Source organism: Desulfitobacterium hafniense DCB-2 (assembly GCF_000021925.1).
In the GTDB taxonomy this organism is placed as follows: Bacteria; Bacillota; Desulfitobacteriia; order Desulfitobacteriales; family Desulfitobacteriaceae; genus Desulfitobacterium; species Desulfitobacterium hafniense.
The window spans coordinates 2,993,427-3,013,467 of sequence record NC_011830.1 but is presented as its reverse complement, the minus strand read 5'-3'; the positions used below and the strand labels follow the sequence as shown (position 1 = coordinate 3,013,467).

Annotated in this window: 16 protein-coding genes; all 16 read left to right on the top strand. The window is 47.9% G+C overall.

All coding sequences use genetic code 11. The features are described from left to right. Window positions 1–241: 241 nt before the first annotated feature. Window positions 242–1,381 (top strand): ABC transporter ATP-binding protein, encoded by a 1,140-nt coding sequence (locus tag DHAF_RS14025; protein WP_015944235.1) that lies wholly within the window; start codon window positions 242–244, stop codon window positions 1,379–1,381. Next, window positions 1,371–2,027, top strand: a complete 657-nt coding sequence (locus DHAF_RS14020) for an ABC transporter permease (RefSeq protein WP_015944234.1) — start codon at window positions 1,371–1,373, stop codon at window positions 2,025–2,027. The genes DHAF_RS14025 and DHAF_RS14020 overlap by 11 nt, the downstream gene beginning before the upstream one ends. A 17-nt stretch (window positions 2,028–2,044) precedes the next feature. Further along, the gene (locus tag DHAF_RS14015) at window positions 2,045–2,998 is read left to right on the top strand and encodes a glycine betaine ABC transporter substrate-binding protein (RefSeq protein ID WP_015944233.1); all 954 of its coding nucleotides are present in this window, start codon (window positions 2,045–2,047) and stop codon (window positions 2,996–2,998) included. Between the two features lie 257 nt (window positions 2,999–3,255). Continuing rightward, on the top strand, window positions 3,256–4,110 hold the full coding sequence (locus tag DHAF_RS14010) for a DegV family protein (protein WP_011459812.1): 855 nt from the start codon (window positions 3,256–3,258) through the stop codon (window positions 4,108–4,110). A 148-nt stretch (window positions 4,111–4,258) separates the two neighbouring features. Continuing rightward, window positions 4,259–4,447 (top strand): hypothetical protein, encoded by a 189-nt coding sequence (locus DHAF_RS14005; RefSeq protein WP_005811734.1) that lies wholly within the window; start codon window positions 4,259–4,261, stop codon window positions 4,445–4,447. Window positions 4,448–4,829: 382 nt separating this feature from the next. After that, a complete protein-coding gene (locus tag DHAF_RS14000) occupies window positions 4,830–5,597 on the top strand; it encodes an ATP-binding protein (protein ID WP_011459811.1) in 768 nt (255 codons plus the stop codon). Between the two features lie 62 nt (window positions 5,598–5,659). Next, window positions 5,660–7,678, top strand: a complete 2,019-nt coding sequence (gene cooS / locus DHAF_RS13995) for an anaerobic carbon-monoxide dehydrogenase catalytic subunit (RefSeq protein WP_011459810.1) — start codon at window positions 5,660–5,662, stop codon at window positions 7,676–7,678. Window positions 7,679–7,696: 18 nt separating this feature from the next. Next, the gene (gene acsB, locus DHAF_RS13990; protein WP_005811727.1) at window positions 7,697–9,877 is read left to right on the top strand and encodes an acetyl-CoA decarbonylase/synthase complex subunit alpha/beta; all 2,181 of its coding nucleotides are present in this window, start codon (window positions 7,697–7,699) and stop codon (window positions 9,875–9,877) included. A 73-nt stretch (window positions 9,878–9,950) separates the two neighbouring features. After that, window positions 9,951–11,273: an acetyl-CoA decarbonylase/synthase complex subunit gamma gene (gene acsC / locus DHAF_RS13985; RefSeq protein WP_005811725.1), complete on the top strand. Its 1,323-nt coding sequence runs from the start codon at window positions 9,951–9,953 to the stop codon at window positions 11,271–11,273. Between the two features lie 34 nt (window positions 11,274–11,307). Next, entirely contained in the window at window positions 11,308–13,224 is a 1,917-nt protein-coding gene (locus tag DHAF_RS13980; protein ID WP_005811724.1) for an ASKHA domain-containing protein, read from the top strand. Window positions 13,225–13,245: 21 nt separating this feature from the next. Further along, a complete protein-coding gene (locus tag DHAF_RS13975; RefSeq protein ID WP_005811722.1) occupies window positions 13,246–14,001 on the top strand; it encodes an ATP-binding protein in 756 nt (251 codons plus the stop codon). A 23-nt stretch (window positions 14,002–14,024) separates the two neighbouring features. Further along, a complete protein-coding gene (locus DHAF_RS13970) occupies window positions 14,025–14,993 on the top strand; it encodes an acetyl-CoA decarbonylase/synthase complex subunit delta (RefSeq protein WP_015944232.1) in 969 nt (322 codons plus the stop codon). Between the two features lie 64 nt (window positions 14,994–15,057). Then, window positions 15,058–15,852, top strand: a complete 795-nt coding sequence (locus DHAF_RS13965) for a methyltetrahydrofolate cobalamin methyltransferase (protein WP_015944231.1) — start codon at window positions 15,058–15,060, stop codon at window positions 15,850–15,852. A gap of 862 nt (window positions 15,853–16,714) precedes the next feature. Further along, window positions 16,715–18,094: a hypothetical protein gene (locus DHAF_RS13960; protein ID WP_015944230.1), complete on the top strand. Its 1,380-nt coding sequence runs from the start codon at window positions 16,715–16,717 to the stop codon at window positions 18,092–18,094. A 55-nt stretch (window positions 18,095–18,149) separates the two neighbouring features. Beyond that, the gene (locus tag DHAF_RS13955; RefSeq protein WP_015944229.1) at window positions 18,150–19,331 is read left to right on the top strand and encodes a sensor histidine kinase; all 1,182 of its coding nucleotides are present in this window, start codon (window positions 18,150–18,152) and stop codon (window positions 19,329–19,331) included. Then, on the top strand, window positions 19,328–19,966 hold the full coding sequence (locus DHAF_RS13950) for a response regulator (RefSeq protein ID WP_015944228.1): 639 nt from the start codon (window positions 19,328–19,330) through the stop codon (window positions 19,964–19,966). The genes DHAF_RS13955 and DHAF_RS13950 overlap by 4 nt, the downstream gene beginning before the upstream one ends. Window positions 19,967–20,041: the final 75 nt, after the last annotated feature.

Sequence of the window (20,041 nt, the reverse complement as noted above, 5' to 3'; positions counted from 1 at the left end):
AAGGTTATCAAAGCTAAGCGCTAAATTAAATGTTAATAAAATTTTCGTAGACATCATGCATTTAATAAAGAATAATACCGTATTTGATACTCCTTCGGACAATGGTCCGGGGGGTTTTTTACGGGGCGTGGTATATGAAAAAGAGAACGAATCAAGGGCAGATGACAACTTACTAGAGTTTTATAAGTTGTCATCTGCCCTTGATCATGTTAAAATTTTCTAGGAGGAGGTTTGAGCGTATATGATCAAATTCGAAAATGTCAGTAAAAAATACGATGATGGTACCGAAGCCGTGAAATCACTTAATTTCGAGATAAACAGCGGCGAACTGATGGTACTCATCGGCCCCAGCGGCTGCGGAAAGACAACGACGATGAAAATGATTAACCGCCTGATTCCTCATACAGGGGGAAAAATCACCATTGACGGGCAGGATATCGACAGCATTGACCCGGTGCCTCTCCGCCGCAATATCGGCTATGTCATTCAGCAGGTAGGTTTGTTTCCGCACTATACCATTGAAAATAACATAGCCCTGATACCGAGGCTGAAAAAATGGCCGGAGTCGAAGCTCAAAGAACGCGTTGCTTATCTGATGGATGTAGTGGGGCTGGACGCCGGAGTATTTGCCAAACGCTATCCCCGGGAGCTTTCCGGTGGGCAGCAGCAGCGGGTGGGGGTGGCCAGGGCCCTGGCAGCCAATCCCGATATTATTCTCATGGATGAGCCTTTTGGGGCACTGGATCCCATGACCCGGGAGCAGCTTCAGGATGAATTGCTGCGCATTCAGTCGGAAATGCATAAAACCATTGTTTTTGTTACCCATGACATGGATGAAGCCCTCAAGCTTGGCGATCGTATCGCTGTTTTACGGGATGGCGAGCTGTTGCAGCTGGACACCCCCGACCAATTGCTGAGCAATCCTGCCCATGGCTTTGTTGAGGAATTTATTGGCAAGAACAGAATCTACCAAAACCCGGATTATATTCCCATTACCGATATCATGCGTGACAACCCGGCCATCATTCTCCCCTCCAAGACGCCGGTTGTCGCCATCAGCTTTATGCGTCAGCGCAAGACCGATACCTTGATTGTCTGCGATGAAAAAGGAAAGTTGTTGGGGATTATACCCAGCTATGAATTGCATGCTAAAAAAGAAATGATTCAGACTTTAGCCGAAATCGTCCAACCGGTGGACAGGGTTCTCGCCAATACAGCTACAGCCAAGGATGCCCTGCAAATGATCAACACGGCTGCCTATGGCATTATACCCGTGGTCAATGAGCTGCAAAAAGTTGTCGGCGCAGTGACCCGCGGTTCACTGTTAAGTTTTTTTGCCAACCAGTGGTCCGGTGAAGGGGAGGGTGCAGATGAGAAATGAGTCTTTATGGACCCAGATTATACTTCAGTTGGAAATGCGTTGGCCTGACTTAACAGCGGCTTTGCTTCAGCACATTGAGTTGGTCTTCATTTCCATGCTGATTGCCATTACCATTGGTGTTCCCCTTGGTATTCTGATTACCCGTGTCAAAGCCTTGGAAGGGCCTGTTCTGGGCGTAGCCGGTATTCTTCAGACTATCCCAGGTCTGGCTTTGCTGGGTTTTATGATTCCTCTTTTCGGGATCGGTATCAAAACAGCGGTGGCGGCCTTGTTCCTGTACTCCTTGTTGCCCATTATCCGCAACACCTTTACCGGTATTAAGGATGTAGATAAAGCGACCATCGAAGCGGCTAAAGGCATGGGGATGACAGATTGGCAGATCCTTACTAAAGTCCAGCTGCCCCTTGCCCTGAGTGTCATGATGGCCGGGATCCGCACCGCTACCGTCATTAACGTTGGTACAGCTACCCTGGCGGCTTTTATCGGTGCCGGCGGTCTGGGGGATTTCATCTTTATTGGTATATCCAGAAACCTGGATGCCCTGGTGCTGATTGGAGCTTTTCCGGCGGCGTTATTGGCCCTGCTGCTTGATTGGCTGCTGGGCAGGCTGGAAAAAACAACCACACCAAGGGGGCTGAAGGTGTAGGGGGGACTTGATGCGGAGTGGACACTTCGCAAACTACCGAAGAGTATGAAGAGAAAGGAAAGGTGACTATGATGATGAAAAAGAACCTTATGATGTGGAGTTTGGTTGGTGTGTTGATGCTTGCTTTAGTGGGCTGCAGCAGCAGTGCGGCAAAGAGTGGCGAAAGCATCACAGTCGGCTCGAAAAACTTTACGGAGAACATTATTATTGCTCATATGATGGCTGACCTGGTGGAAGCACATACGGATCTAACCGTGGACAGAAAAGTTAATCTTGGCGGCTCCAATGTAGCCTGGACGGCTTTGGAGAACAATGACATCCAGATGTACCCTGATTACACCGGAACTATTGTAGCCAACTATTATCAGGAAGCAACCGGAACATCGGAGGAAACTATGGCCAAAACCTTGGAGTTAACGGCTGAAGATAATCTAAAGGCTTTGGGGTCGCTGGGTTTCAACAATACTTATACTCTGGCAGTGACTAAAGAGACAGCGCAAAAATATAATCTGAAAACCTACAGCGATTTGGTTGGAGTATCGGAACAGTTGGTTCTGGGCTGTGAATTTGAATTCAAAGATCGGCCGGATGGCTACCCGGGGCTTCAAGACACATACAATATGAACTTCAAGGAAGTCAAAGGTATGGACCATGGCATCATGTTCCGCTCTCTGGTCGAGGGTGAGGTTGATGTGGTCGATGCTTATGCCACCGACGGCCAGATTAAAGTCTTCGATTTGGTCATTTTGGAGGACGACCGGGAATTCTTTCCACCCTATGATTGTCTGCCTTTAGTTCGCCAGGACACCCTTGACCAATACCCGGAACTGGAAGAGATTCTGAATAAACTTGCCGGACAAATCAACGAGGCGGACATGCAAGAACTAAATGCTAAAGTGGATGACCAGGGCATGAAAGAAGATGTTGTCGCTCATGACTTTCTGGTATCCGCAGGGTTAATAAAGGAATAATTTAAAAAGTTCCGGCAGCTTATTCTTTGATAATGAGCTGCCGGGTTTTCTTTGCACTGGATTGCTTTCCATCCTCAGGATCCGCTCTTTTTTTTCGGCGAGGCTGACGGCTCATCTCTTCGTGATGCCGTTATTATTTGCTTACTTGCTTCCTGCTTGAGTTGATAGGATGTACGTTTTCCGATATACTTAAATTCAGACAGCGGAAAAGAGCGATACGTTTCCGAATAAAATAGATAAAGAGCGGGGGAGAAGCATTGAAAAAAACCGCAATCATTATGGATTCCACGGGATATTTAACAAACGATATAATTGAGGAACATGATATTCGTGTCGTCACCCTGAATGTGAACATTGGTGATGAAACCTTTCCGGAAATCGATTTAACCAACAGAGATTTCTTTGGTAAACTGGAGCAGCTCTCCGGTTCCTCAACGACCTCCCAGCCTTCGGTAGGCGCCTTTTTAGAAGTCTACAAGGCAGTGCTGGCTGAAGGCTATGAGGAGATTATAAGTATTCATCTGTCCGAAAAGATCAGCGGTACTTATGCCTCGGCCATTATGGCCAAAGATTTGCTGGAAAACCCGCATATCCATATTTTTGATTCAGGTTCTTCAGCTTTAGGATTAGGTTTGCTGACCTGGGCGGCTGCTGATTGGGCCAGGGAAGGGCTTAATGCTCAGGAGATTTTGGGAAAGCTGGAAACATTGCGCCCCCTCTGTGAGCTTTATTTCATTGTCGACACATTGGAATACCTGCACCGGGGAGGGAGAATTGGGGGGGCTTCAGCCCTTTTCGGCACCTTGCTGCAAATAAAGCCTATTCTCTACTTTAATACTGAAGGTATTATTGATGTCTTTGATAAAGTTCGTTCAAAAAACCGGGCCTTGCAAAGAGTTTATAAAGAGCTTGAACGAGCCTTAGCTTCGCAAAAGCCCCACCGGATTGCCGTGATGCATGTTGGCGCCGAAGCTGAAGCGGTCAGCATAGCCGAAGAACTGTCCCAGAAATACCAGGGTCAGGATATCCGGATTTTTGAGGCAGGTCCTGTTATTGCTACTCATGTAGGCCCGGGGGCAGTCGGGCTGGTTTTTCACCCCTGGCCGCACTGATCTTGAATGAGGTTGTTGGCAATGCTCAAGGGTGAACTGATTGAATTGAATGGAAATTGACTGTATATTGCCAATACTTTAAGTCAAGTATAGGCAGAATAATTGGTGGGAAGATAGAGGCAGGAACCTTTTGTGGAGGTGTTAACCCATGCTTAAAATCCCGCGCCGCTTGTTTTTTCAGGTTCAATCTCCGGCAAGACCCTGTGAACCCTTTGCTCCTGCACAATCCGGTGATTTTTATGATGAGGAGATACCTCTGACATCTTTAGATGATATCGAATGGGCAACCAATGTTTTAGAACCGGAACAGCAGCGGGGGCCGTCGGAAAATCCCTGAGCCATGGCTTTCTGCGTACTTTAGAATGGACAGTGATTAGTCTCAGCCCGCCCTTGGGCTGAGACTTTGTATATATTGCGGATTTCTGAATATTTAAATTTTAATTATTTCTATATTTTGAGAAGGAGTTATTGGAAATATAGGGAATACTATAATCATTAGAGCTTTATTTCACAATTTAAAAATATTTGTTAAAAAAATAACTAATCCATTTAATAAAATTTTCTGAATTTTTGAAGGAATTCAGTAAATTACGAAGAATACACTCTATACAGTTGTTGTATCATATTTAAATTAACAACAGTCATATAGTGGGAACATGTAGTAGGAAAAATTATTGTGAAACTATGCACAGAAGTAGATGAAATAGGAGATGAAGTCAATGAAGATTGCGATTTCAGGCAAAGGCGGGGTCGGCAAGACAACATTTGCAGCTAATTTGGCCCATTACCTGTCCGAACAGGGGATGAGAGTCCTGGCTGTTGATGCTGATCCGGACGCCAGCTTAGGAACAGTCTTAGGTATTGCAGAGGATGCTTTGAACCGTTTGCGTCCCATTGTTGATATGAAAGAACTCATCGAACAACGCATGGGCGGAAGCGGTGCCTTTTATCCCTTGAACCCCCAAGTGGATGACATTTTGGATGATTACTCCGTTCAAGTGGGTCCCATCCGCTTTTTCCGCATGGGCAATGTCAAAGGGGGAGGTACAGCCTGCTATTGCAAAGAGAACAGTTTTTTGCATGCTTTGGTCAACTCCTTAATTCTCTCTGAACAGGATACCGTCATTTTGGATATGGGTGCCGGCATCGAACAGCTTACCCGAGGAACTGCCCAGGGAGTTGATGTTTTAGTCATTGTCACAGAGGCCAGCACAGTGAGCGCTCATACTGTCCGGGTCATTCAGAAGCTTGCCCAAGAATTGGGAATTCCTAAAGTCTCCGTCATCGGCAACAAAATCCGCTCCAGCAAAGACGAGGATTTTCTCAAAGCACAATTTACGGAAGATGAGTTGCTCGGCTTGATTCCTTTTAGCGAGGAATTACTCGATATGTCTATTCATACGGATAATTCTTCTTTTCCCAAGGGTGCTCCAGGTTCCCAATTAGAATCTGTCTATAGAAAACTAATGGAGGGGAGGGACATCTAAAACCTAAAGGTGAGCACAGTTGCATGGTGGAAATCTACAGGTCAAAAAGAGGAGGTTAAACAATGCCAAGATATCGGGATTTGACACACACCTCACGGCCTTCCAACGCGCCCCGTGTGGTGGAACCCAAAAATCCATTGCGCACAACAGATCCAGGCACCATAGAGATGCTAAAAGTTGCGCAGGAAAACAAACTTGAGACAGTATTTGATCGCTTTGTTGCCCAGCAGCCCCAATGCGGCTTCGGGTATAAAGGTATCTGCTGTCGTATTTGTCTTGCCGGACCCTGCCGGGTCAAAGCGGAGGATGGACCGGCCAGCAGAGGTATTTGCGGTGCAACCGCCTATACCATTGTCTCCAGAAACCTTGTTCGTATGATCGCAGGAGGAGCAGCGTCTCACTCCGAGCATGCCAGACATGTGCTGCACACTGCCCATGAACTTGTGGAAGGAAAGACTAAAGACTATGAAATTAAGTCCCCGGAAAAACTTCATAAACTAGCCGAAAAACTGGGAATCGAGACCTTAAACAGAGATAATATGGAGATTCTTGGTGACGTAACCGAATTAGCTTATGAAGATTTCGGCAGATATAAAGATCGTCCGGCAGCATTCCTTGACTCTTTCCTGATTGAGCAGCGTCATAACAAGTTTTTAAATACGAATATTATGCCGCGCAATATTGACGGTACTGTAACGGAACTTATGGCGCAGACCGCTCAAGGGGTGGATGCCGATCCTGTTAATATAATTTTCGGTGGCTTAAAAGGCTCCCTCGCCGACTTAGTGGGGGAATATATCGGCACCAACCTCAGTGACGTTTTGTTTGGGATTCCGGAGCCCATTGTTTCTGAAGCGAACCTGGGAGTTATTGAAGAGAAGATGGTCAACATCGCCGTTCATGGACATAACCCTGTTCTTTCCGAAATGGTGGTAGGGGCTGCCCGTGAGTTAAAGGCAGAAGCTCAAAAAGCAGGAGCAGAAGGGGTCAATATCGTCGGTATCTGTTGTACCGGTAACGAACTCCTGATGCGTGAAGGGGTCTATCTGGCCACATCATCCGCCTCTCAGGAAATGGCCATTTTGACCGGTGTCCTTGATGCCATGGTTGTTGACATTCAATGTATTTATCCATCCCTCACCCAATTGTGCGATTGCTACCATACCAAGATGATCACCACGGAAGCCATTATGAAGGTTCCCGGTGCGCAACATTTAGCGTTTAATTCAGAAACTGCCATGGAAGACGCTAAAAAATTAGTGAGAATAGCCATTGAAGCTTACAAGAGAAGAGATCCTAAAAAGATCGCTCTCTCCAAGACGCGCAACTCCCTTGTGGCAGGATTCAGTATCGAAGCCTTGACCGATATTTTCGGCAAGATCAATCCTGAGCGCCCCTTCTCTGTTCTGACCGATGCTATTCTGAGTGGACAGATCAAGGGTGTTGTTCAGATGGCCGGCTGCAACAACCTGAAACGTCAGCAGGATGAATCCCATGTCGCCATTCTCAAGGAACTGGTGAAGAATGATGTCTTTGTGGTAGCCACAGGCTGCTCGGCCGGAGCCTTTGCCAAGATGGGCCTAATGAATTCGGAAGCTGTGGAAGAATATGCCGGAGAAGGCCTGAAGAGCTTTATCAGACAGCTTGAAGAAGCTAATCCTCAATTGTCCACTAAATTACCTTTGGTATTCCACCTCGGATCTTGTGTGGATAACAGCCGCGGTATGGATCTGGTTCAAGCTATGGCCAAAGAACTGGGTGTCGATACACCTAAGGTTCCCTTTGCTGCCTCTGCACCTGAAGCAATGCATGAAAAAGCGGTAGCTATCGGTTCCTACTGCGTCTCCATGGGCATTCCGACTCATGTAGGCACCATGCCTTATCTGGAGGGCAGCGATCTCATCTATGGCATTGCAACCCAAATTGCCCATGATGTCTTCGGCGGCAACTTTATTTTCGAAGTGGATGAGAAGATTGCAGCACAAAAGATCTTAAATGCCCTTGAATACAGAAGCTGGAAGCTGAAGATTCATAAGCAAACCGCTGAAAAATTTGATACAGCCATTGCTCAAGGGTGGTAAGGAAAGGAGGAAGTGATTATGTCCATGGAGCAAATTTACGCTGATGCGATCAAGGATCCCTCAAAAGAGCCTAAAAAATTACTTCGTAAGGCTTACGATGGCACGATTACGGCTATGAGCTATGCGGAGATTCTTTTAAACCGTGCCCTTAAAGACTATGGTCCCCAACAAACGGTTGGCTATCCGGACACCGCTTACCACCTTCCGGTTATTACCTGCCTCTCCGGGGATAAGGTAACCACACTTGGTGAGCTTGTACCGCTTCTTAACCGCGTGCGGAATCAGGTCAAAACGGAATTGACCTTTGAGAATGCCCGCCTCTGGGGGGAATCCGTCCTCTATGCTGCGGAGATTATTGAAATTCTCCACTATTTGCGCAACGACGAGCCCAAGGTAGCCCCTTGGACCGGTTTCCTGGGTGACCCTATTGTGCGTAAGCATGGCATCAAGATGGTGGACTGGACTATCCCAGGTGTCGCCGTTATCTTAGGCCGGGCTAAAGATTCCCCGTCGGCCAAGAAAATCGTCGATAACCTGATGGGCAAAGGCTTCATGCTCTTCCTCTGTGATGAAGTCATCGAGCAGCTATTGGAAGAAAACGTGAAGATCGGTGAAGATTATATTGCCTTCCCCTTAGGAAACTTTACTCAAGTTATCCATGCGGTGAATTATGCCTTCCGGGCCGGCCTGGCCTTCGGGGGAATTCCCGCCGGACAAAGAGAGCAGCATCGTGATTATCAGCATCGCCGGGTACGGGCTTTTGTGCTCCATCTCGGAGAGCTGGATGATGTTAAAGTGGCCGCTGAGATGGGAGCCATTTTCATGGGCTTCCCTGTACTGACAGACCAGGAACTGGGCGAAGATATGCAGATTCCAGACTGGTATCTCTCCGAGCCTGATTATGAAAAGATCGTGCCTCTGGCCCTTGAGGTGCGGGGAATTAAGCTGACCAATATCGAGATTCCCATTCCGGTCAACTTCGGACCGGCCTTTGAAGGGGAAACCATCCGCAAAGGGGATACCTATGTGGAGTTTGGCGGCGGCAGAACTACTGCCTTCGAGCTGGTAAGCATGGTGGGACCTGATGAGGTTGTGGACGGTCAGGTAACCGTCATTGGACCGGAGATCGATACGGTACCGGAAGGAAGCCGGCTCCCGCTGGGAATCAAGGTGGATATCTATGGCCGTAAAATGCAGGAGGACTTTGAAGGGGTTCTGGAGCGCCGGATCCACTACTTTACCAACTATGGTGAAGGAGTCTGGCACGTCGCTCAGCGTGATCTTTGCTGGGTGCGTATTTCCAAGGATGCCCGGGCCAAAGGCTTCCTAATGAAGCATATCGGTGAATTGCTGCTGGCTAAATTCAAGCAGGAATTCCCGGCTATTGTCGACCGGGTACAGGTTACCATCTATACGGATCAACAAGCCGTCGAGGAAAATCTGGTCAAGGCCCGGGAGCGTTATCGGGCACGGGATGCCCGCTTGAAGAGCCTGACCGACGAGAATGTGGAAGAATTCTATTCCTGCCTCCTCTGTCAGTCCTTTGCTCCTAATCATGTCTGCATTGTCAGCCCGGAACGGGTTGGTCTCTGCGGTGCTGTCAGCTGGCTTGATGCCAAAGCAGCCTTCGAAATCACCCCAACCGGCCCGAACCAGCCTATTCCTAAGGGTCTGGCTATTGATGAAGTCAAGGGAATGTGGCAGAGCGTCAATGATTATCTGCGGCCTTCTTCCAATAATACCCTTGAAGAAGTCAATCTCTATACCTTGATGGACCGCCCCATGACATCCTGCGGTTGCTTCGAGGCGATTATGGCCATTGTTCCTGAGGCCAACGGCCTGATGATCACTACCCGTGAGCATAGTGGCATGACGCCTTGCGGCATGACCTTCTCGACCCTGGCCGGAACGGTTGGCGGCGGCTTGCAGACACCAGGCTTTATGGGAATCGGCCGCAGCTATATTATCAGCAGGAAGTTTATTCCGGCTGACGGCGGCATCTCGCGGATTGTCTGGATGCCTAAAGAGCTGAAGGAGTTCTTAAAAGAAGATCTTGTAGCCCGTTCGATTGACGAAGGTTTAGGCGAAGACTTTATCGATAAGATTGCCGATGAGAGCGTCGGCACGACGGTGGAAGAGATCATTCCCTTCCTCGAAGAAAATGGACACCCATGCTTCAGTCTGGACCCATTAATGTAAGATAAATGTTGGAGACAGAGCATTATGCTCTGTCTCCGGTGAGAAAAAGTAATGATGGAAAGGGGTCACTGTTATGGCTTTAACAGGCTTAGAAATTTATAAACAACTCCCCAAGAAGAACTGCGGTGAGTGCGGTACTCCTACCTGTCTCGCTTTCGCGATGGCATTGGCTTCCGGTAAAGGATCCTTGGATGCTTGCCCTTATGTTACCGATGAAGCTCGGGAAGCCCTGGATTCCGCATCGGCACCACCGATTAAGGCTATCAAATTCGGCAACGGCTCGGTTTTAGGAGATGAAACGGTTCTTTTCCGTCACGATAAAACCTTTTATCATCCTACCACCTTGCTGATTGAGATTGCCGATACGTTATCCGATGAAGAAGTTCAAGGGAAGCTTCAGGAAATAGAAGGCTTGGAATTTGATCGGGTGGGATTGCATTATACCATCGACGGAGTGGCTGTGATCGAGGCCTCCGGCTCCCCGGAGCAATTTGCTAAAGTAGTCGCTCAAGTGGCCGCAGGAACTGAGCGTTCTTTGCTGCTTTTAAGCGACAACGCCGATGCTCTGAAAGCCGCTTTACCTGGAGTTGCCGGCCGCAAACCTCTGATCGGCTCGGCTACCGAAGCCAATTATGAGGCGGTTGTCAACTTAGCAAAAGAGCATAATGTTCCCGTTATCATCAAGGCGGATGGTTTGGATGCTTTAGCTGCCTTAGTGGAAAATGCTCAAAAACTTGGCTATAAAGAATTTGTCCTCGATCCGGGCGCCCGGACACCGAGCCAGACTCTTGCTAATCTGACTCATTGCCGCCGCCTGGCGATTAAAAAGAAATTCAGACCCTTCGGCTATCCGGTGATTGCTTTCACCAGCAAAACAGAACCGCTGGCCGAAATCACGGAAGCCTCGGTTTATGTGGCCAAATATGCCAGTGCCATTGTCTTAAAGGCATCGGCTAAGGCTCATATCCTGCCCCTGATGGCACTTCGTCAGAATCTGTATACAGATCCGCAAAAGCCCATTCAGGTGGAGCCTATTTTGCATACAGTGGGTGAAGTCAACGAGAATTCACCGATTTATATTACGACGAACTTCTCCTTAACCTATTACAGCGTTGAGGGAGAAGTGGAAGCCAGCAAGATTCCCAGCTATATTCTCCCCATCGATACAGATGGTACTTCTGTGCTTACAGCTTATGCAGCAGGCAAATTTGAACCGGAAAAGATCGCGGACATCTTGGCCAAGAGCGGTGTAGGGGATAAAGTAAACCATCGCAATTTGATCATTCCCGGCTATGTGGCTGTTATCTCCGGAAAATTACAGGAGATTTCCGGCTGGAAAGTCATCGTCGGACCCCGCGAATCCAGCGGTATTGTTTCCTTTACACGGGCAATGTAAGGTTGCAACGGCATGGAGGGGGGAGGAGGACACCATGGAGAAATACCAGGTTAAATTTATGCCGGATCAGCAAGTGATTGAGGTGGAAAAAGGAACCTCCCTGCTCAAAGCAGCTTCTCAGGCAGGTATTTTTATAAAATCCAGCTGCGGCGGCAAAGGTACCTGTGGTGCCTGTAAAGTTACGGTGATATCCGGTGAAGCCAAAAGTGAAAGAACGGGAAATTTATCTCCGGAACAACTGAGCCGTGGGGTGCGTTTAAGCTGCCACACCTTTGTTGAAGGGGATCTGACCGTTGAGGTCCCACCGGAATCACGCCTACAAGCACATCAGGTTCTTCTTGAGAATGCCAATGCAGCGCTGCTCACAGAAACCAGTAAAGATCTGTTAACTTATTATGGGTATCATCCCCTGGCCCGCAAGGTCAATATTCGTTGCTCTGAACCTACCCTAACGGATAATGCCGGCGACTGGGCTCGTTTGTCCCTTGAGTTAAAGCGGGTGCTTCAATCCGATAAACCTTTGACCATTCCCTTATCCGTATTGCAAACTTTGCCGGAAACCTTGCGTCAGGCACATTGGGACCTATCCGTTATTTTAACGGATTTAGAATTAGGGTACACTGTGCTCCATGTGGAGCCTGCCAATGACCGCCCGTGCTATGGTTTGGCAATTGATGTGGGTACCACCACCGTGGTTGTCTACTTGGTCGATCTGGATAGCGGAGAAATCGTGGATAAACAAGGCTCCTACAATAAGCAAGCCCAATTTGGGGATGATGTCATTTCGCGGATTGTCTATGCGGTTGATAGTAAGGAGAACATGGCTGAGATTCAAAAAGCCGTAGTGGATACCGTCAATGCCCTTATTGATGGAATACTTGAGCGGCAAAGCCTGACCAGCCAGGATATAGCCAGTGCGGTGATCGCCGGCAATACGACCATGTCGCAGCTCTTCTTAGGCATCAACCCCCGTTATATTCGCTTAGAACCCTACATCCCAACCGTCAATTCCACACCGGCGGTATCAGCGCGGGAAATAGGGCTTAGACTTCTTCCTGAGGCACTCATTCATACCTATCCTTCAGTGGCCAGTTATGTGGGCGGAGATATCGTTTCCGGTGCTTTAGCCACAGATATGGCCAACTCCGATGAGATTATTTTATTTATCGATATCGGAACCAATGGGGAGATAGTGCTGGGGAATAAGGATTGGCTTGTTTCTTGTGCCTGCTCGGCCGGACCGTGTTTTGAAGGAGGAGGAATTCTCTTTGGCATGAGAGCTATGCCCGGTGCTATTGAGCGGGTGGACATTGATCCGGAAAGCCTTGATGTCAAGCTGAAAGTGGTCGGCAAGATTGCTCCTGTTGGCATCTGCGGCTCGGGATTAGTGGATTGCCTGGCCAAGCTGCGCAAGGCAGGAATTATCGATCGTGCCGGAAACTTCCAATTGGAACATCCTTCCCAATCGGCGCGGATTCGTGCCACCGAGGATGATAAAGAGTTTGTTTTGGCTTGGGCCCATCAGGCAGGGGGAGATAAGGACATTGTCATTTCCGAAAATGATGTGAAGAATCTGATTCGGGCTAAAGGGGCGATCTATGCAGGGATTCGTTCATTGCTGCAAACAGTGGCCCTGGAAATTGATATGATCGAGCGAATCGTCATTGGGGGCGGCTTCGGCAATTACCTCAATGTTCACGATTCGGTAGAAATAGGCCTGCTTCCCGACCTGCCTCAGGAAAAGTTTGAGTTCATAGGCAATTCTTCTGTTAAAGGGGCACGTCTTGCCTTGCTTTCGCAGAAGGCTTGGAACGAGGCTGCCGATCTTGCCCGCAAGATGACCTATATTGAACTGTCCATTGGCACCACTTTTATGGATGAGTTTGTATCGGCCTTGTTCCTGCCCCATACTGATTTATCGTTATTTCCTTCTGTAGAAGGAACATTTTAGGAAGCATTGGAGGGAAGAATCATGACAAAATATGTTGCAGTTGCAGGTAAAGGAGGAGTAGGCAAAACAACCTTCACAGCTCTTTTACTGCGTCAAATGGTCAAAGGATTGCAGAGTAAATCCATTCTAGCGGTGGATGCAGACCCCAATGCCAACTTGAATGAAGCTCTTGGCCTCGAGGTCACAGCAACGATTTCCGAACTTCTCGAAGATACGAAGAATCCCAAGGCCATTCCCACAGGGATGCCCAAGGATGTCTTTGTGGAATACAAACTCCAACAAAGCCTCATTGAGTCTCAGGATATTGATTTACTGGTTATGGGAGGGCCCCAGGGTCCCGGCTGTTATTGCTATCCCAACGACCTGCTCAGAAAGTATCTGGAGACCCTGGGCGACAATTATGATTATGTGACAGTGGATACCGAAGCGGGTCTTGAGCATATCAGCAGGAGAACCATTCCCCGTGTGGACGTGATGTTCGTCATCAGTGATTCTTCCGCACGAGGGATTCGTTCGGCGGGGAGAGTCTACGAACTGATTAAAGGGTTGCGCTCTGCGGTCGATGAGGTGTACCTGGTAGTGACGAAAACCACAGAGGGAAGCCTGGATTCTTTATCAGGAGAGATTGAAAAAACCGGTCTGCAATTGATCGGCGATATTCCCCTTGATCCTATGGTAGTGACCCATGACTTGGAGGGGCGTCCGCTCTATACTTTGCCGGATGACTCCCTTGCCGTTCAAGCAGTAGAAAAGATTATGAAAAAAGCCTTTAAATGAAACTAGAGAGGAGAGAGGTTCAAATGGCCGTAGCCCTCGTCAAAGAAAGATACCAAAGTAAAGTTGGAGAAGTAGTTATCGGTGCAACCGCTGCGGAAGGTGGCACCCGTACTTCTGTTGTTAAAGTAGGTGGAGACTCCACCCTGCCGTTTCTTCATTTTGAAGGAAAAGTGGAGAATCGTGCCGCTATCGCCCTGGAAGTCACCGATGTTCCTCCCGCATGGAACGATATTGTCAAAAGTCAATATGGTGATGTGATCAATGATCCTGTAGCTTGGGCCAAGAAATGCGTTGAAGAATACAATGCCGATATGATCTATCTCAAACTGATCGGAGCTAATCCGGAAGGTGAGAATCGCAGCCCTGAAGAATGCGCTAAAGTGGTGAAGGATGTCTTAGCCGCGGTTGGTGTTCCTTTAATCGTTGCTGGGTGCGAAGATCCGGAAAAGGATAATGAAGTATTGGCTGCAGTCGCCGAAGCTACTTCAGGTGAGAATCTTTTAATCGGTATCGCTGAACAAGATAATTACAAATCCATTACCGCAGCCGCCATGGTGCATAAGCATAATCTTATCGCCCGTTCACCGCTGGACATTAACATTTGCAAGCAGCTGAATATCTTAATCTCGGAAATGGGCCTGCCCCTGAACCGTATCGTGATTGACCCTATGATCGGCGGTTTGGGGTATGGTATTGAGTATGCTTACTCGATCATGGAACGGGCACGGTTAGGATCCTTAGCCAATGATAAGATGCTGTCTATGCCGATGATTTGTACAGTAGGTTATGAAGCAAACCGTGCTAAAGAAGCCAATGCCGCTGAAGAAGAGTTCCCAGGCTGGGGAGATCTGAACGATAGAGCAATCCTCTGGGAAGCTTTAACAGCGGCCGGGCTTTTGCAAGTCGGTGCCAGCATTCTCTTAATGAGAAACCCTGCAGCCGTTAAACTTGTTCAACAGAATATAGCTGATCTCATGGAGATGAATGCCTAATCGGAAGTGTCGATCTATCCGGCCGACAGGGATTATCTCTTAAATATGAAAGGATGTGGCTCAATTGATTATTATTGGTGAACGGATTAATGGAATGTTTAAGGATATCGGAGACGCTCTTCGCAATAAGGATGCCAAGCCCCTTCAACATTGGGCATTGAAACAGGAAGAAGGCGGAGCCCATTACCTTGACGTTAACTCCGGTCCGGCAGTTCCCAAAGAGGAGCGTCCTGAAGCCTATGAGTGGATGGTTAAGGTTATTCAAGAAGTCTCCAACCTGCCTCTGTGCCTGGATTCCACGAACTATGATGCCATTGAAGCCGGTTTAAAGCATCTCAAACGCCCTGGCATGATCAATTCAGTTCCTGCCGAGCGTGACAAGATTGAGCGGGTTTTCCCCATGGCTGTCCAATATAATGCATCGTTAATCGGTTTGACCATGGATAAAGTAGGGATTCCCAAAGATGCCGAAAACCGTATTGTTTTCGCCATGGAATTGGTGGCTGCAGCGGATGAATTCGGCTTACCTACCGATGAACTCTATATTGACCCCCTGATCCTGCCTTGTAATGTTGCCCAAGAGCACGCACCTGAGGTTTTGGAAGCCATCAGAATGGTCAAAACCCTGTCCAACCCAGCCCCGAAAACCGTTCTGGGCCTTTCCAACGTGTCCCAGAAATCTCCGGACCGCCATCTGATCAATCGCACCTATCTGGCCATGGCTATGGCTGCCGGCCTCGATGCGGCGATTATGGATGCCAACGATGACGATTTGGTTGACGTAGCTGCAACCGGTCAAATCCTCTTAAATAAGAGCATCTATGCTGATTCTTACCTGAAGGTTTTCCGCCAGCGGTAGGAAGAGTCTGTGCTTCAATTATGATGCCGTCAACGGCACGCCTGGGAGAGCCCTCTCACGTTTAAGGTGAGCAGGGCTCTCCTTTTTGTGTGCGCTGGCTGGCTTTCATGTGGTATGGCGGTATCACGCTAGATGAAGGGCGTTGTCCGGGTCGCGTAGCTCTACGCACAACGGTCACTCTATAGCTCCAGAGCTGGTCAACTCGCCTTCTCAACAGCTCCGCCAAACCTCAGGGTAATACCTGATGTGAACCGGTGGCTCCGCTAAGTTAAGAAAGCCTTGTTGCCCCTAACGCTCCTTCGCTAAAGCCGTTCCCTTTTATGCGTAAAGCTACGTCTTACAGGTCTCTTTTAGCACTGCGTTTAGGAAGCCTTTGAGTATTTTTGAGGCCGCCTTCAGAATCATTCCCTGAGATAGCCGGCCATGCCGCCGCAAGCGGCGCCGGTAAAGACGGAAAAAGCGGCTTAGATCAGGCGACTTGCCCTGCATTTTCCACAACGCTCTACTTATTTTGACCTGCAAAGCAGCCCAAGGATTTTGATTTTACACAAGGGAAGCGACTTTAAGCGAGCGGAAACAAAACTTCGCGAAAAGCCTGCAGCGGAGTCGGGTTGGAAACAGGACGTTTCCAACCGGCCATTGAGCAGGAGCGATTTGGCCGGGTACCCGACGGAGCGGTGGGCTTTTTGCGTTAGTTTTGTCCGCGCAGCTTATGGAGCGACCGGTGTAAAATCAAAATCCTGGAGACACCTGCCTAAGAGAATCTGCATAAAGTAGCTGTTTTTCCGGCCAAAAATCAGACATACTCTGCCGCCAAACCGCATAGCTATCATGGAAAAGATGTATGCGGAGGTGGACAATCTTGGAAGCCTTTTTCAAAGAGGATCAAGAAATTCGCGAATGGATCGACTTATTCGTGGAAAAATTACTTACTGTGAATCTGTTATCGGGAAACGAAGCTGATGGTGAATTTCATCAAGGCAGGCAGGCCATTGAAAAAATCGCATCATCATTTCAGGAGATGCTCGATCTACCGAAAGAAGTGCTCATGGATGGGATTCGCCAATTGGTGGAACAGAGATTACCGGACCATCGGGTCATAGAGAATTTTCCTGATTTTTACCGGCTTATGAATGATATGATCAGTGCAGGACTACAAAACGTAGAAATGCAGGAACAGGAGTATTTTCCCCAGCCGCTGGCTCATTTAAGGGTCCTGGGCAGTCAGGCGGAAGGTATCACTGTGCCCAGCTCCAAGGTGCCCCTTAATGGCGGGGGAGCACAAACGAAGGAATTGGATTCCTTTTTTTCACTTAAGCAGCATGTGTTGAAAACTACGGATTCACCACAAACTCTGAGCCCTAAAGAGCCTCTTAACAAGGGACCGGCGACGAATACAGAACCCCCTCCCACTTACACCGAGGTTGATGAGAAGAAAGAGCTTATGAAGCAGGAACCTCTGGATCAAGAATTGAGTGAGGATATTAAAAATAAATCAGGTTCAAATGAGCTTGGCTTTAGTCCAAACTCAAACCCAAGCCCAGCCCCAGCCCCAGCCCCAGCCCCGGGCCCGGACGAAATGGACAAAGGTATCGATGATGCAATCGACGAAGTGATCGGCGAACCCCTGACAGATCCTATCGCCAAATCCCTTCATGAACTTATTGACGAGTCCTTAAAGCAGCTCTTGCTGGAATCTCATAGTGTCATTGATGAATATACTTCGGTCTATACCCAACCTCTGGAAAACCTTGAACCTGACTCAAAAGATGAGGTTCACGAGGAAGCTGTGCCGTCTCTGAGTGTTTTGACCGCCCTGCCAAAAGAAAATGAACCGGTAAAAGTGAAAAGTCATGGTGTGCCGCCGGTCAGGGATCCATTTCGCTTCAATGCCAATAAAAAGAAAAATAATCGGGCTGTGATTGAGCCGCCAGTCAAACCTGCAGCCGCGCCCCAGGAAATTCCTCAGAGCGGTAAAGCTCTTGCTCAAGTTCTCAAGCATCTCTGTGGAGATGCAGCGATTCAATGGAATGTCTCGGTTGATGAATATAGCTTTTTTGCTAAAATAGATAATATACTCATTCGGGTGATATCAGAGGATGACCCGTCTTTAGAAGACGGCCTTACAAAAGAGATAAATGTAAAAATGAAAAAACAAGGCTATAAGGTCTTTGCTTGTAGTCAGGAGGATTTAATGTACCCGCGGCGTTTAGAACGGGAAATTCGACGCGTACTGCGTTAAAAGATTGAATTTCAGCACCAATTTTGCTCAAAATTAGTAGGAGATTACAGAAATCATGTCGAATACTACCAAGAGTATTGTGGTGAAGAGAGGGACGAGAGTGGCAGACCGATTGGGTCTCATAATGAGCAACACTTTAAAAGCTATTGAGACAAGCAAAGAAGAGATTTTCTACATAGCAGAAACGACACGTGCAGAAACCCAGCGGCTTATTCAAGAGCTGGCTCAGCTCAAGGAAGAAATTGTCTATACCATTGCCGAGGTGGATAAATACCAAAAATTAGAGCGCCGGCTCCGTCAACGCTTAATGGAAGTAAGCAGAGAATTTGGCAATCATTCTGAGCAAGAGATGATAAAATCTTATACTGAAACGAAGGATGTCCAGGTTCAGCTTCAACTTATGCAATCCAAGGAGATGCAATTGCGGGCACGGCGGGATGAAATCGAACGTTCTCTGATCCAGATGGAGAAGACTATCGAGCGAGCCGAAAACTTACTCAATCAGGTAACCATGGCGATCAATCTTTTGCATGGTGGAATTTCTGAACTGAGTCAAAACAATAATCCCGAACACCGGCAGGAAATTGCCCAAAAGATCATCAGGGCTCAAGATGAAGAACGACGTCGGGTTGCCCGGGAGATTCATGATGGACCGGCTCAAAATCTGGCCAATATTGTTTTACGCTTAGAAATTGCTGAAAAACTGCTCGCACTGGATCCAACTCGAGTGCGGGCAGAGATCACGGATCTTAAAGGATTGGTCCGTTCAAATCTGCAGGATATTCGACGGATTATTTTTGACCTGCGCCCCATTGCGCTGGACAATCATGGGTTTATTTCTGCCCTGGAAAAGTATCTCATGACATTTCAGGAAACCTATCATTTGACCTGTGATTTTAAAGTGATCGGCAAAGAGAGACGTTTATTGCCGGCAGTGGAGGTAGCCTTATTCCGTTCCCTTCAGGAGGGATTGACAAATATCGCCAAGCATGCCCGTGCTGATTGGGCCAGGGTCCTTATCGAGTATGAGGAATGCCAAATTCAGATTCAAATCACGGATCGGGGGATCGGATTCAATGTGGAGGAGGCATTTGCCAATCCCGGTGACCACTTTGGGCTGGTAGGGATGAAAGAGAGAATTGAGATGTTCAATGGCCAAATAATCCTTACCTCAATTCCTAAGAAAGGGACTACGGTGAAGCTCATTGTGCCGAATTATGAGGAGGGATGGGAATGATAAGAGTCGTTATCGCAGATGATCATCCGCTCCTTCGTGAGGGATTAAGACGAATTCTTGAATTTGAAGAAGGAATCCAAGTTGTCTGTGAAGTAGGAGACGGCCAAGGTGCGATTAATGTTTCACGCACCTTGGATTTTGATATTTTATTAATGGATTTAAATATGCCTGGGGTAAATGGTTTGGAAGCCTGTCGTGTCATTCGCCGTGAAAACGAGACGATTGGCATTCTGGTGCTGACTGTGGATGATTCCGATGAAAAAGTATTTCAGGTTCTTCAATTGGGGGTTGCAGGCTATCTGTTGAAAGATGTGGATCCCAAGACCTTGATCGATTCCATTCGCAAAGTCCATTCGGGCCAGCCGATTCTTTCACCTGCAGTCACCGGTAAATTGCTGGGGCAGCTTGTTCATCCTACCCAGAACAGGGATACCTGTGGATTAAGTGACAGAGAACTGCAAATCCTAACTTATGTGGTTAAGGGGTCATCCAATCGTGAGATTGGACAGGCCTTATTCATCAGTGAAAAAACCGTCAAAAATCATCTTTCCAGTATTTTTCGCAAACTGGCGGTGGAGGATCGCACCCAAGCTGCGCTCAAAGCAGTGAAACTTAAACTTGTTCAACTGGATTAAGCTCCGGATTGAACGTTCATAAAGCAAAGTCAGCTCTGCAAACGCGATCGGGGTGAATGCTTGCTTTAAAACAGG